12 protein-coding genes are annotated in these 14,089 nt (G+C 73.1%); 10 read left to right on the top strand and 2 right to left on the bottom strand.

The window, feature by feature from the left end; genetic code table 11:
* The first annotated feature begins 62 nt into the window (after positions 1–62).
* From era to GCU67_RS08560, 3 genes are read left to right on the top strand one after another with little or no spacing between them, the layout of a single operon-like run.
* Positions 63–980, top strand: a complete 918-nt coding sequence (gene era / locus GCU67_RS08570) for a GTPase Era (RefSeq protein ID WP_163610686.1) — start codon at positions 63–65, stop codon at positions 978–980.
* A gap of 12 nt (positions 981–992) precedes the next feature.
* On the top strand, positions 993–1,775 hold the full coding sequence (recO, locus tag GCU67_RS08565) for a DNA repair protein RecO (protein ID WP_338104877.1): 783 nt from the start codon (positions 993–995) through the stop codon (positions 1,773–1,775).
* Between the two features lie 52 nt (positions 1,776–1,827).
* Positions 1,828–2,592 (top strand): isoprenyl transferase, encoded by a 765-nt coding sequence (locus GCU67_RS08560; protein WP_163610685.1) that lies wholly within the window; start codon positions 1,828–1,830, stop codon positions 2,590–2,592.
* Between the two features lie 101 nt (positions 2,593–2,693).
* Here GCU67_RS08560 and GCU67_RS08555 read toward each other — a convergent pair whose 3' ends face one another.
* Positions 2,694–4,667 (bottom strand): methyl-accepting chemotaxis protein, encoded by a 1,974-nt coding sequence (locus tag GCU67_RS08555; RefSeq protein WP_163610684.1) that lies wholly within the window; start codon positions 4,665–4,667, stop codon positions 2,694–2,696.
* Between the two features lie 319 nt (positions 4,668–4,986).
* Here GCU67_RS08555 and GCU67_RS08550 point away from each other — a divergent pair, with 319 nt between their 5' ends.
* Positions 4,987–6,399 carry a glycine--tRNA ligase gene (locus tag GCU67_RS08550; RefSeq protein ID WP_163610683.1) on the top strand — a complete coding sequence of 471 codons (1,413 nt, stop codon included), beginning with the start codon at positions 4,987–4,989 and terminating at the stop codon, positions 6,397–6,399.
* A gap of 87 nt (positions 6,400–6,486) precedes the next feature.
* Here GCU67_RS08550 and GCU67_RS08545 read toward each other — a convergent pair whose 3' ends face one another.
* The gene (locus tag GCU67_RS08545; RefSeq protein ID WP_163610682.1) at positions 6,487–7,584 is read right to left on the bottom strand and encodes a type IV toxin-antitoxin system AbiEi family antitoxin domain-containing protein; all 1,098 of its coding nucleotides are present in this window, start codon (positions 7,582–7,584) and stop codon (positions 6,487–6,489) included.
* Positions 7,585–7,836: 252 nt separating this feature from the next.
* Between GCU67_RS08545 and dusB the strand changes: the two genes are divergently transcribed.
* The 6 genes from dusB (at position 7,837) to GCU67_RS08515 (ending at position 14,083) form a co-directional block, all read left to right on the top strand.
* On the top strand, positions 7,837–8,997 hold the full coding sequence (gene dusB, locus GCU67_RS08540) for a tRNA dihydrouridine synthase DusB (RefSeq protein ID WP_163610681.1): 1,161 nt from the start codon (positions 7,837–7,839) through the stop codon (positions 8,995–8,997).
* 82 nt (positions 8,998–9,079) lie between these two features.
* The gene (locus tag GCU67_RS08535) at positions 9,080–9,538 is read left to right on the top strand and encodes an Rv0361 family membrane protein (RefSeq protein ID WP_163610680.1); all 459 of its coding nucleotides are present in this window, start codon (positions 9,080–9,082) and stop codon (positions 9,536–9,538) included.
* A gap of 59 nt (positions 9,539–9,597) precedes the next feature.
* Positions 9,598–10,227 carry an ElyC/SanA/YdcF family protein gene (locus GCU67_RS08530; RefSeq protein ID WP_163610679.1) on the top strand — a complete coding sequence of 210 codons (630 nt, stop codon included), beginning with the start codon at positions 9,598–9,600 and terminating at the stop codon, positions 10,225–10,227.
* Positions 10,228–10,239: 12 nt separating this feature from the next.
* On the top strand, positions 10,240–10,719 hold the full coding sequence (locus GCU67_RS08525) for a hypothetical protein (RefSeq protein ID WP_163610678.1): 480 nt from the start codon (positions 10,240–10,242) through the stop codon (positions 10,717–10,719).
* Entirely contained in the window at positions 10,719–13,547 is a 2,829-nt protein-coding gene (gene dnaG, locus GCU67_RS21735; RefSeq protein ID WP_163610677.1) for a DNA primase, read from the top strand. Before GCU67_RS08525 ends, dnaG begins: the two co-directional genes overlap by 1 nt.
* Positions 13,544–14,083, top strand: a complete 540-nt coding sequence (locus GCU67_RS08515) for a hypothetical protein (protein ID WP_163610676.1) — start codon at positions 13,544–13,546, stop codon at positions 14,081–14,083. Before dnaG ends, GCU67_RS08515 begins: the two co-directional genes overlap by 4 nt.
* Positions 14,084–14,089 lie beyond the last annotated feature (6 nt).

Below are 14,089 nucleotides of genomic sequence, written 5' to 3'. Positions count from 1 at the left end.
GCAGCCGGGCCCGGTCGAGCGGGAGGCGGGAACGGTCGGTGTGCAGTGGGAGACTGGACGGCGTGACTCCTCCCGATCAGCCCGTCCACCGCAGCGGCTTCGTCGCCCTGGTCGGGCGTCCCAACGCCGGGAAGACCACGCTCACCAACGCCCTGGTCGGGGAGAAGGTCGGCATCGTCAGCAACCGGCCGCAGACCACCCGGCACGCCATCCGCGGCGTCGTCCACCGCCCGGCCGGCCAGCTCGTGCTCGTCGACACCCCCGGTCTGCACAAGCCCAAGAGCCTGCTCGGTCAGCGGCTCAACGACGTCGTCCGCGACACCCTCGCCGACGTCGACGTCATCGTGTTCTGCATCCCGGCCGACCAGCCGGTGGGCACCGGTGACGCCTTCATCGCCCGCCAGCTGAAGAACGTCACCACCCCGGTGGTGCTGGTCGTCACCAAGACCGACGCCGCGGGCAAGAAGGCCATCACCGAGCAGCTGCTCGCGGCCAGCAAGCTGGTCGACGCCGTGGAGATCGTCCCGGTCAGCGCCGTGGCCGGCGACCAGGTCGAGCTGCTGTCCGACCTGCTGATCAAGATGCTGCCCGAGGGCCCGCCGCTGTACCCGGAGGAGCAGACCACCGACGAGGACGTCGAGCGGCAGATCGCCGAGCTGGTGCGCGAGGCGGCCCTGGAGAAGGTGCGCCAGGAGGTGCCGCACTCGCTGGCCGTCAGCGTCGAGGAGATCATCCGCAAGCCCGACCCCCGGGACGCGAGCGCGGTGTTCACCGAGATCCACGCGCTGCTGCACGTCGAGCGCGCCACCCAGAAGCCGATGCTGCTGGGCAAGGGCGGGAGCATCATCAAGGCGATCGGCAGCGAGGCCCGGGTCGGGCTGGAGACGCTGCTGGGCGGCCGGGTGCACCTGGACCTGCACGTCACCGTGCTGGGGGAGTGGCAGGACGACCCGAAGAAGCTCAACCGGCTGGGCTACTGAGGCGGCGGGCCAGTGACCATCGCAGGTGAGGCCGGCGCCCGCCCGGTGAACGGCTCGACTCCGCAGGCGCTGTACCGCGACGAGGGCGTGGTGCTGCGCACCCAGAAGCTCGGTGAGGCCGACCGCATCGTCACCGTGCTCACCCGCCGCACCGGCAAGGTGCGCGCGGTCGCCAAGGGCGTGCGGCGCACCAAGAGCAAGTTCGGCGCCCGGCTCGAGCCGTTCAGCCACGTCGACCTGCAGCTCTACACCGGCCGCAACCTCGACATCGTCAGCCAGGCAGAGTCGATCCGCCCCTACGGCACCGAGATCGTCTCCGACTACCGGGCCTACACCGCCGGCACCGCGGTGCTGGAGACCGCCGACCGGCTGACGGTGGAGGAGAAGGAGCCGTCGCTGCGGATGTTCCTGCTGGTCATCGGTGCGCTGCGCACCCTGGCCGAGGGGCAGAAGTCGCCCTCGCTGGTGCTCGACGCCTTCCTGCTGCGCGCCATGTCGGTGGCCGGCTGGGAGCCCGCGCTGGGCGACTGCGCCCGCTGCGGCGAGGCCGGGCCGCACCGGCACTTCTCCGTCCCCGCCGGCGGGACGGTATGCCCGTCCTGCCGTCCCACCGGCTCGGCGATGCCGAGCCCGGTCACCATCGAACTGCTGGAGGCGCTGTTGTCCGGCGACTGGGTCCAGGCCGAGAACAGCCTGAGCATCAACCGCAAGGAGGGCAGCGGCCTGGTCGCGGCCCTGCTGCAGTGGCACCTGGAGCGCGGGCTGCGCTCGCTGCCGCTGGTGGACCGGACGTGAGCGGGGCTCCCCGCGTGCGCCGACAGACGACCGGGAGCGGCCGGGTGACGTGGTGAAGCGCGAGGTCAAGGCGCCCACGCCGCACCCCTCCGGTGCGCGCCCGCCGGCGATCCCGGCCGACAAGGTGCCGCACCACGTCGCGATCGTGATGGACGGCAACGGCCGCTGGGCCAAGTCCCGCGGGCTGCCGCGCACGGCCGGCCACGAGGCCGGTGAGGCCTCGCTGTTCGACTGCGTCGAGGGCGCCATCGAGCTGGGCGTGAAGGCGATCAGCGCGTACGCGTTCTCCACTGAGAACTGGAAGCGCAGCCCCGACGAGGTGAAGTTCCTGATGGGCTTCAACCGCGACGTCATCCGCCGCCGCCGCGACGAGATGCACGAGCTCGGGGTGCGGGTGCGCTGGGCCGGGCGCCGTCCGCGGCTGTGGGGCAGCGTCATCAAGGAGCTCGAGGTCGCCGAGGAGCTGACGAAGGACAACGACGTCCTGACCCTGACGATGTGCGTGAACTACGGCGGACGGGCCGAGATCGCCGATGCCGCCCAGGCCATCGCCCGCGAGGTCGCCGCCGGGCGGCTCAGGCCGGACAAGGTCGACGAGGAGACCGTCGCCCGGTTCCTCGACGAGCCCGACATGCCCGACGTCGACTTGTTCGTGCGCAGCTCGGGGGAGAACCGCACCAGCAACTTCCTGCTGTGGCAGTCGGCCTACGCCGAGCTGGTCTTCCTGGACACGCTGTGGCCGGACTTCGACCGCCGGCACCTGTGGCAGGCCTGCGAGGAGTACGCCAGCCGCCAGCGCCGCTTCGGCAGCGCCTAGAGCCCTCGGTCGGCCGTTGATCATGGGCGTGTTGCACGGCAGCGCGGCGTGCCGCTGCGTGTCACCGGCAACACGCCCATGATCGACCCGGCACGGGCCGTCTAGGGCAGCTGGAAGCGGGAGACCAGGCCGCGCAGCTCCTCGGTGATCGAGGCCAGCGCGGTGGCGGTCTCCCGGGTGAGCTCAGTGGAGTCCGCGGTGGAGCGGGCCGCCGCGGTCACCGTACGCACGTCGGCGCTGACGCCCTCGGTGCCGGTGGCGGCCTGGGCCACGTTGCGGCTCATCTCCGCCGTCGTCGCGCTCTGCTCCTCCACCGCCGAGGCGATGGTCTGCTGGTGGTTGTTGACCTGCCCGACGATGGCGGCGATCTCCGCGATCGAGGCCGCCGCCCCCGCGGTGTCGGCCTGGATGGTCTCCACCCGGCGGGTGATGTCCTCGGTGGCCCGCTGCGTCTCCTGGGCCAGCTCCTTGACCTCGTTGGCCACCACCGCGAAGCCCTTGCCGGCCTCCCCGGCGCGAGCGGCCTCGATGGTGGCGTTGAGGGCCAGCAGGTTGGTCTGCTCGGCGATGGAGGTGATCGCCGCGACGACGTCCCCGATCTGCCGGGAGGACTCGCCGAGCCGGGCGACCTGGGCCGTCGTCCGCTGCGCGGCGACCACCGCCGAGGCACCCACCCGGGCGGCCTCGGAGGTGGAGTGCGCGATCTCCCGGATCGAGACGCCCATCTCCTCCGCGCCGGCGGCGACGGTGCGCACGTTCTCGCTGACCCGTTCGGTGGCTGCCTGGGCAGTGCCGGCCACCTCCGTGCCGCGGGCGGCGTCCCGAGAGACGTCGTCGGACAGGCCGCGGAGCTGGTCGGAGGCGGTGGACAGGTCCCCGGTGCGGTCGCGCAGGCCGCTCAGTGCGCTGCCCATGTCGTCCAGCGACCGGTTGAGCGCGACGGCCAGCGCGCGCAGCTCGTCGGTGCCGGACTCGGGCAGGCGTGGCCGCAGGTCCCCGTCGGCCACCTGCTCGAGCGCGGCGACGGCGTGGTCCAGCGGGCGGGTCAGGGCGCGGGCCACCAGCAGGGCGACGACCGCGACGACGGCGGCGACCAGCACCGCCACCAGCAGCACCGCCTGCAGCAGTGCCGACGCGGGGGCCACGGCGTCGCCGAGGTGCTCGCTGAGCACCACGCCCCAGCCGTAGCCGGCGAAGCCCAGGGCGCCCTCGGACGCCGACCAGCCGCGCACCTTCTCGACGTCCTCGCCGGTGCCGTCGGCGAGCTCGTCGGTGCCGTGCCCGGACCGGCCGGCGGTCAGCTCCGCGGCGGCGGGGGAGCCGGTCGCGGCCAGGTCGAGGGAGTCCTGCGCCCCCGGGCCGACCAGGACGACGCCGTCGGCGCGCAGCATCTGCGCGGTCGCGGTGACGCCGCGGGTCTGCAGCGCGGCGACCTGCTCGTCCATGATCTGGCCGATCACCCGGGGCACCGAGGCCCAGTTGACCCACAGCCGCTCGGCCCGGCCGTCGGGGCCGTAGACCGGGGCGGCGAACACCAGCGTCGCGTCGTCCCGGCCGGTCGCCGCGCCGACCAGCGGGTCGACCTCGGGGTCCTGCACGTAGGTCTGCCCGGCCGGCAGGGCCATCGCGTCGGCGAACCACGCCCGGGTGGACAGGTCGGCGCCGGCGTAGGTCGCGGGGTCGATCGGCTGGCCGTCGCCGGTGACGCTGTTGCCCGCGACCACGCGGCCGTCCCGGTCGACCACGAGCAGCAGGTCGTAGATGACGTAGTTCCGGCTGTAGAAGTCCGCCGCTCCGGCCACCGTGGACGGCTCGGCGGAGGCGTCGGGGTTGTACGCGAACGCCTGCACGTCGCCGTAGCGCTCGAAGAGGTTGCGATCGATCTTGTCGATGGTCGACCGGGCCTCGCTCTGCAGCAGCTCCCCGGAGTTGCGCACCCAGTCGCCCTCGCTGCGCTGCCAGGCGAAGACGCCCAGGCCGGCGAGCGGGACCGTGCTGCAGGCGAGCACGACCAGCACCAGCAGGGTGCGCAGCGAACGCAGGCGCAGGACGGTGGTCAGACGGTGACCGGTCACGGTCGGGCTCCTCTCGGAGTGCACGGCGCCCGGCTTGTTGCAGGCGCAGGTGTGCTGCTCCACGAATCGGCAGTGCACGACCTGATCGACACCCATGAGGGCCGTGACCTGCGCGTTCTCCGTCCGATCGTGTTCCGCGAGGGGTGCTGCGGTCGCGCCTTCCACCACCGTCTAGAGGGTCACGAGCCGCACGAGGGGACCGGACCCCGGGCACGCTCCGGCAGCAGCCGGTGGCCGGTGGGGTCGGCCGGGGAGCGGCGCGGGGCGGCCGACTAGCGTTGAGGGGTCACTCGCCGACCGCCAGCCGGATGGAGCCCCCGTGCCCAGCGAAGCCACCCCCGCCCGTACCGCCGATCCCGCTCGCCTGGAGAGGGTGGTCAACCTCTGCAAGCGCCGGGGGATCGTCTTCCCCTCCGGTGAGATCTACGGCGGCACCCGCTCCGCCTGGGACTACGGCCCCCTCGGCGTCGAGCTCAAGGACAACATCAAGAAGCAGTGGTGGCGCACCGTCGTCCAGGGCCGCGACGACGTCGTCGGCCTGGACTCCTCGGTGATCCTGCCCCGCCAGGTGTGGGTGGCCTCCGGTCACGTCGGGGTGTTCACCGACCCGCTGACGGAGTGCCAGAACTGCCACAAGCGCTTCCGGGCCGACCACCTGGAGGAGGCGTACGAGGAGAAGAAGGGCCGTCTGCCTGCGAACGGCCTGGCCGACATCACCTGCCCGAACTGCGGCGTCACCGGCCAGTGGACCGAGCCGCGCGACTTCAACATGATGCTGAAGACCCACCTCGGCCCGGTCGAGGACGAGTCGGGCCTGCACTACCTGCGCCCGGAGACCGCCCAGGGCATCTTCGTCAGCTTCGCCAACGTCATGGGCGCCTCGCGGAAGAAGCCGCCGTTCGGCATCGGCCAGATCGGCAAGTCCTTCCGCAACGAGATCACGCCGGGGAACTTCATCTTCCGCACGCGTGAGTTCGAGCAGATGGAGATGGAGTTCTTCGTCCAGCCCGGCACCGACGCCGAGTGGCACCAGTACTGGATCGACGAGCGCACCCGCTGGTACACCGACCTGGGCATCAACCCCGACAACCTGCGGCACTTCGAGCACCCGAAGGAGAAGCTGAGCCACTACTCGACGCGCACCGTCGACATCGAGTACCGCTTCGGCTTCCAGGGGTCGGAGTGGGGCGAGCTCGAGGGCATCGCCAACCGCACCGACTTCGACCTGAAGACGCACTCGGAGCACTCGGGCAACGACCTGTCCTACTTCGACCAGGCCACCAACGAGCGCTGGACCCCGTACGTCATCGAGCCGGCCGCCGGGCTGACCCGCTCGCTGATGGCATTCCTGGTCGACGCCTACACCGAGGACGAGGCGCCCAACGCCAAGGGCGGCGTCGACACCCGCACGGTGCTGCGGCTGGACCCGCGGCTGGCGCCGGTCAAGGCCGCCGTCCTGCCGCTGTCGCGCAACGCCGACCTGTCGCCCAAGGCGCGTGGCCTGGCCGCCGACCTGCGGAAGAACTGGAACGTCGACTTCGACGACGCCGGTGCCATCGGCCGCCGCTACCGCCGTCAGGACGAGGTCGGCACCCCGTTCTGCCTCACCGTCGACTTCGACACCCTCGAGGACAACGCGGTGACCGTGCGCGAGCGTGACTCGATGAGCCAGGAGCGCGTCGGTCTGGACCAGGTCGTCTCCTACCTCGCCACCCGCCTCCCCGGCTGCTGACGACCGGTCGCCGCACCCGGGCCTTCTCGGGTGCGGCGGCCCGGGTCAACCCGGTCGCGGCAGGGTTGACCCGCGTACGTACGCGGCTCAACCCTGCCGTGGGTTGGTCAACCCGCCTGAGACGCCCACCCGGTCGTCCACCCGGGGCAGCCAGCCGTCGTCCCCGTGGTCACCGGTGCGGACCCTGCCGATGACGCGTGGCACCGCCCGGAAGCCGCTCGCCGTGGGGCCTGGGCGCGTGAGCGAGCGACGCACCCGTTGGTCGAGCGACTGGCGTCCACTGCCCAGGTCGTCGGCCGCGACCCGTACGAACTGCACGCCGAGCGATCGCAGCAGGTCCTCGTCCCGCTTCTCGCGCCACAGCTCCTCCTCGGGAGTTCGTCCGTACGCCGGACGCCGGTACTTCACCCGCCCGTCGAACTCGACAGCCAGGGCCGCCTCCGGGTACCAGCCGTCGACGACCTTGATGAGCCGACGGTCGACCCAGAGCTCCACCTGGGGGACGAACGGCGGCAGGCCCAGCGCGGCGAAGGTCAGCCGGCCGTACGTCTCCAGCCACGACTCGGCCCGCTCGTCGCTCAGCGCGACCGCCCGGACCGATCGCGGGATGCCCGGCACGATCGCCTGGCGCTCCAGCACCCTCGCCAGTTCGTCCCGGTCGGTGAGCCCCCGGAGCAGGGCAGCGTCGACCGCCGCCACGGCGTGCACCTCGGGCCAGGACCGGGCGACGTCGACCAGGGTCCGCGCCGCCGTCGTCACCCGGTAGGCGCCGCGGACGGTCACCTCGTCGTCCGGCAACAGCGCCCGGGTCATCAGCCAACCGTGCCCGCGGCGCCACCGGTGCGGGTCGGTCAGCTCGACCGTCGGCTCCGCCGTCCGAGGCCGCGGCAGGCCCCAGACCCACGCTGCGGTCGCACCGCTCAGGACGGCGGACGGGCGTCCCAGCGCGGCGGTCGCGGCCAGCGCGTCCAGGCCCGGACGTCGACCAGTCCGCTCCACCTCGGCGAGGTCGGCGGCGGTGACCAGGACGCCGGGCCGCAGCCGGACCCACGTGCCGCGGCGGACCGCACTGGCGATCTCGGTCCTGGTCGTGCCGCTGGCCGTGAGCTCGGCGGTGGTCAAGAGCCCCAGCCGCCGGCGACCGGGTTCGTCGACGGTGAGCGGGACGGCGGGGGAGCTGAGCACCACCCGAGCGTGCGGCCGCAGCCGGTCCTGGAGGCCCGATCAGCGACGACTGTGCACTGACGACCGCGTTGGGGACGATCGGCTGCGGGTCCCGGCAGCGGTGCGGTAGCGGGTCGACCCGCCCGCGGCAGTGTTGAGCCGCGTGTGCACGCGGCTCAACACTGCCCCACCCGGGTCCTGCCGCGCGGGAGACGGGGAGGGCCCGGACGGCGTGGTCCCGGGCACACAGCGGGGGCACCTACCCTGGACGGCGTGACCAGCGGAACGCTCGAGCGTGCGACGGCCCTGCCGCCGCTGCAGCTCGGGAAGCTCACGGTCGACCCCGCCGTCGTCCTCGCGCCGATGGCCGGCATCACCAACCCGGCCTTCCGCACGCTGTGCCGGGAGTTCGGGGCCGGCCTCTACGTCTGCGAGATGATCACCACCCGGGCGCTGGTCGAGCGCAACGAGAAGACGCTGCGGATGGTGCGCGCCACCACCGACGAGGCCGACGCGTTCTCCGTGCAGCTCTACGGCGTCGACCCGGCCACGGTCGCGCGGGCGGTCGAGTTGCTCGTCGACGAGCAGGTGGCCGGCACCCGCCCGGCGCACATCGACCTCAACTTCGGCTGCCCGGTGCCCAAGGTGACCCGCAAGGGCGGCGGCTCGGCTCTGCCGTGGCGCCGCGTGCTGTTCGGCAACATCGTCCGGGCCGCGGTGGCTGCCGCCGGCGACGTCCCGGTGACGGTGAAGACGCGGATCGGCATCGACCCCGAGCACACCACCTATCTCGACGCCGGCCGGATCGCCCAGGACGCCGGCGCCGCCGCGATCACCCTGCACGGGCGCACCGCCGACCAGCTGTACAGCGGCACCGCCGACTGGTCGCACATCGCCCGGCTGGTCGAGACCGTCGACATCCCGGTGCTCGGCAACGGCGACCTGTGGGAGGCCGACGACGCCCTCCGGATGGTCGCCGAGACCGGGTGCGCGGGCGTCGTCGTGGGCCGCGGGTGCCTGGGCCGGCCGTGGCTGTTCGCCGACCTGGCCGCGGCCTTCGCCGGCTCGAGCGAGCGCACGCTGCCCAGATTCCGCCTGGTCGCCGAGGTGATGCACCGGCACGCGACGCTGCTGGCCGCCGAGCACGGCGAGGTGCACGGCTGCTCGGACTTCCGCAAGCACGTGGCCTGGTACGTCAAGGGCTTCACCGTCGGCTCGGACACCCGCCGCGCGCTGGCCCTGGTCAGCAGCCTCGACGAGCTCGCCGAGCTGCTGGCCGGCATCGACGACCAGCCCTACCCGCAGGCGGTCCTGGGCGAGCCTCGCGGACGGACGACGTCGGCCCGGCCGGTGTCGCTGCCCGAGGGCTGGCTGGCCGACCGCGACGACCCCCGCCCGCCCGCAGGCGCCGAGCTCCTGGTGGGTGGCGGATGACGCGCGACGCAGGAACAAGGGTCGAGGGAGCACCGCAGGGAGCGCCAGCGATCAAGGAGCGGATCGAGACCAGAGGCGACACATGAGCACCGGACCCTTTCTCTACGACGACGACCCGACGCCGCTGCACACCGGGGAGCCGCGCACCCGCAACGGCCTGATCGTCGGCCTGCTCGGCGGCACGGCGCTCGTCGCCGTCCTGATGGTCGTGGTGATGCCGTTGGTCAACGGCTCGGGCGAGGACCAGTCCCGCGACGTCGCGACCGTGTTCACCTCCGCGCTGTCGCAGGGCGACGTGGTCACCGCCTACGCCCTGATCTGCGACTCCGAGCGCGCCCGGATCGCCCCCGACCAGCTCGCCGGGGAGTACCTGCAGCCGGGCACCCCCGCGGTCACCGCTGCGACGAGGAGCGAGGTGGACGGCGCCCCGGCGCAGCTGATGGAGGTCCGCTGGGACGACGCCGGCACGATCACCACCACCGAGCTCACCGTGGTGCCCGAGGGCGGCACGAAGGTCTGCGGGACCCGCCTCGTCGGCTGAGCGACGGGCCGTCCCCAGCGGCTCCCCGCACCGGGCGCGCCGCGTGGTACCCATGACGCGTGGCAGCGTCGGCGGGGCAGTTGGTGGTGCGGGTGGTGGGTGCTGCGGTGACGGCGGTGCTGCTGCTCGCCGGGGCCACGGGGCTGGCCATCTGGTGGACCGCCCGGCAGGACGACCAGCCTCTGTCCGATGCGATCGTGGTGCTGGGCTCGGCGCAGTACAACGGCGTCCCGTCCTCAATCTTCGAGGCCCGGCTGGAGCACGCGCTGTCGCTGTACCAGAGCGGCGTCGCGCCGGTGGTGGTGACCGTGGGCGGCAAGGCCGAGGGTGACCAGTTCAGCGAAGCCGAGGCCGGCCGGCGGTACCTGCTCGAGGCCGGCGTCCCGGCGGACGCGGTGCTCGCCGTCCAGGAGGGCGAGGACACCCTGGAGAGCATGCGGGCGGTGGCGGGCACGTTCGACGAGCGTGGCTGGCGCACCGCCGTCCTGGTGACCGACCCGTGGCACGCGATGCGCGCGCAGCGGATGGCCGCCGACGCCGGCATGGACGCGACCAGCTCGCCGACCCGGCAGGGCCCGGCGGTGCAGACGCGCACCACACAGCTGCGGTACATCGTGCGCGAGACGGCGGCCTACCTGCTCTACCGCGCGACCGGCGAGAGCGTCGCCGGGGCGCCGGGCATCGGCTGAGGAGGAGAGACAGTGCTGAAGTTGGGCAAGCGCGGGTCGCACGGCACGCCGCAGGGCGCCGTGCCGGTGCTCGACGGCGGGGCGGTGGTGGCGACGCTGCACGCCTTGAACTGGAAGGAGGTCGCGACCGCCGAGGTCGGCGCGCGGTCCTGGGTGTTCGGCAAGGCCGGCCGCGAGCTGACCGGCCGCTGGGCCGTCGACCCCGAGGACGCCGTCCGGCTGCGGGCACGGCAGACGTCCTACTGGAACGGCACCTGGACGGCGGAGCTGGACGGCGTGCCGGTCGAGGTCACCTCGGCGTCCCGCTGGAAGGGCACCCACCGCTACCGCGTCGACGGCCGGCCCCTGGCCGAGAGCGGCACGACCGGGTCGTGGAACCCGCGGCCGACGCTCACCACCGCCCCCGACCTGTCGCTGGACCACGCGGTCTTCCTGCTGTGGGTCGAGCTCGTCCTCGGCCGGCGCTGGGCCGCTGCCGCGGCGGCCGTCTGATGGCCGGGCGGGGACGCATCCGGGCCGCGGACATCGCCACGGTCCGCGAGCGGTCGAAGATCGACGAGATCGTCGGTGAGCACCTGCAGCTCAAGCGCGCCGGCGGCGGCAGCCTGAAGGGGCTCTGCCCCTTCCACGACGAGAAGTCACCGTCCTTCCAGGTCACGCCCTCACGCGGGCTGTACCACTGCCTGGCGGGGGAGACCGGGGTCCTCACCGAGGACGGCACCATCCCGATCCGTGAGCTCGCGGGCAAGACCGTCCGCGTGCTCAACGGCGACGGTGGTTGGGTCGAGGCACCGTTCCGCAGTTACGGCGTCCAGCGGCTCATGCGGCTGACGCTGAGCCGCAACGGGCGCACCAAGGTCCTGCACGCCACGGACGAGCACCGGTGGTTCGTGCCGTCCGGCGCCCTGCGGCAGCAGCGGCGGGAGAAGCTCACCAAGGACCTCGTGCCGGGCGACCGGCTGTCGCACTCGTTCCCCGTGAGCCGCGTGCTGAACCCGGCGACGCGGCCGTCGCCCTTCGGGATCGCGCGGGGACTGGTCTATGGCGACGGCACGCGGGACGGCGCTGGGTCCATCGCCGTCCTCTACGGCGAGAAGGACGCTCAGCTCGCCCACTTCTTCGACGGCTGCCGCAGCTGGTCGAACGAGCACGGCACTCGCTTCTACGGGATGCCCGCACATTTCAAGGACGAGCGCCCGTCCCTGGACGAGGACACCTCGTACCTGCTGGGCTGGCTCGCCGGCTACTTCGCCGCTGACGGCTGCGTGGCCGAGGACGGCGACGCCATCCTCAACTCGGCGAACGTCGACGACCTCGAGTACGTGCGGCGACTGTGCACCCGGCTCGGCATCGGCACCTGCGGCATCGCGAAGCAGAACCGAGTCGGCATCGACGGCGTCTCCAGCGACATCTTCAACGTGCGGTTCATGACCAAGGGCCTGCCCGAGTCGTTCTTCCTCATCGAGCAGCACCGCGAGCGGCACCTGGCTCGGGACAAGAAGTACGAGCGCAAGAACTGGGTCGTGCAGTCGGTCGAGTGGAGCGACCGGGTCGAGGAGGTCTTCTGCGCCGAGGTGCCCGGGACCCACGCCTTCACGCTCGAGGACAACCTGCTCACCGGCAACTGCTTCGGTTGTGGGGTCGGCGGCGACGTCATCCGGTTCATCCAGGAGATCGACCACCTGTCGTTCTCCGAGGCCGTCGAGCTGCTCGCCGGCCGCACCGGGGTGCAGCTGCAGTACGAGGACGACGGCGGCCGCGCCACCGCCGGCCCCGACCGCGCGCACGCCGGTCAGCGGGCCCGGCTGGTGGCGGCCAACACCGCGGCCGCGGACTTCTACGCCGCACAGCTGATGACGCCGGACGCCGCACCGGCCCGCAGCTTCCTCGCCGACCGCGGCTTCGACCGGCAGGTCGCACTGGACTTCAACTGCGGCTACGCGCCCGCCGGCTGGGACACCTTGACCCGGCACCTGCGCGGGCTGGGCTACACGCAGGAGGAGCTGGTCACCGGGGGGCTCGCCAAGGAGTCCTCCCGCGGCACGCTCATCGACCGTTTCCACCGCCGGCTGATCTGGCCGATCCGCGACCTCACCGGCGACGTCATCGGCTTCGGCGCCCGCAAGCTGATGGACGACGACCCGGGCCCGAAGTACCTGAACACCCCAGAGACGCCGCTGTACAAGAAGAGCACCGTCCTCTACGGCGTCGAGCGGGCCAAGCGCGAGATCGCCCGCAGCCACCAGGCGGTCGTCGTCGAGGGCTACACCGACGTCATGGCCTGCCACGTGGCCGGCGTGACCACCGCCGTCGCCTCCTGCGGCACCGCGTTCGGCCCCGAGCACATCAACGTGCTGCGCCGGCTGCTGATGGACCAGGACGAGTTCCGCGGAGAGGTGATCTACACCTTCGACGGCGACGCGGCCGGCCAGGCGGCGGCGATGAAGTCGTTCAAGGAGGACCAGCGCTTCGTCGCCCAGACCTTCGTCGCGGTCGAGCAGGAGGGCCGCGACCCCTGCGAACTGCGGCAGGCGCACGGGGACGCCGCCGTGCGCGACCTGATCGCCCGGCGCACGCCGCTGATCGAGTTCGTGCTGCGGACGCACCTGGCCGAGTACGACCTGGACACCGTGGAGGGCCGGGTCGCGGCGCTGGACAAGACGGCGCCGCTGCTGGCCCAGATCAAGGACCACGCGCTGCGCCCGGCGTACGCCCGCCGGCTGGCCGGGCTGCTCGGCCTGCCCGACGAGAGCGAGGTCGTCGCCCGGCTCCGCCAGCAGGGTGGCGACGGGGTGGGGGAGAAGCGGCCGCCGTCCCGCGGTCGCGCGCCGCAGCGCTCCCCGGAGGACGCCGCGCGCGAGGTCGAGCGGGAGGCGGTGAAGGCGGCGCTGCAGTGCCCCGAGCTCGCCGGGCCTGACTTCGACGCCGTCCCGCCGGAGGCCTACACCGACCCGGACTACGCAGCGGTGGCCGCAGCGGTCTCCGGTGCCGGGGGAGCGGCCGGGGCGACGACGTCCGGGGCGGCCTGGCTGGACGAGGTGACCGAGCACTGCGACCGGGAGTCGGCGACGGCGATGCTGACCGCGCTGGCGGTCGAGCCGATGCACTCGGTGGGCGAGAACGACCCCACGTACGTCAACGCGCTGATGGCCCGGCTGCAGCTGATGGCGGCCGAGCGCGAGCTGGTGGCGATCAAGGGCCGGCTGCAGCGCACCAACCCGGTCGAGGACTCCGACGGCTACATGAAGATGTTCCAGAAGCTGATCGACCTGGAGGCGCTGGCCCGGGCCCTGCGCACCCGGGCGGCCGGCGGCCTGTGAACCTGCTCGGGCGGCTGCGGGGCGGGCTCGCGCGCCCGCCCGAGCAGGTGCGCGCCCTGGTCGCCGCTGACCCCGACGAGCGGGTGCTGGCCTGGGGCGAGCTGGTGGCGGGCGGCTGGCTCGTGGCGACCAGCCGGGGGCTGCGGTCGGACGGAGAGGTCCTGCCGTGGCACCGGGTCGGCACGGCGCGCTGGACGGCGGCGGGGGAGGGCGGCACGTTCACCGTCGTCCCGCTGGCCGACGTCGAGCCGGGCGTGCAGGCGCGGGAGGCGCCGCTGCGGTTCGTGCTGCGCACCGCCGGGGAGCTGCCGGCGGTGCTGCGCACCCGCGTCGACCGGACCGTGGTGACCAGCCAGCGGCACCCGCTGCCCAGTGGTGGAGCGGTGCTGCTGGTGGCCCGCCGGGTGCCCGGTCAGGCCGCCCGCGAGTGGACGGTGGTGTTCGACGACGACGCCGACCGCGACGACCCGGCCGCCCGCCAGGTCGCGCGGGAGCGGCTGGCGGCCGCGGTGGACGCCGACGACCCCAGCCGCTGAACCGCG

The sequence above is a fragment of the Modestobacter muralis genome, from assembly GCF_010682105.1.
GTDB classification, from domain to species: Bacteria; Actinomycetota; Actinomycetes; order Mycobacteriales; family Geodermatophilaceae; genus Modestobacter; species Modestobacter muralis.
Note: the sequence above shows the minus strand (reverse complement) of the source record. Positions and strands in the feature narration are given on the sequence as shown.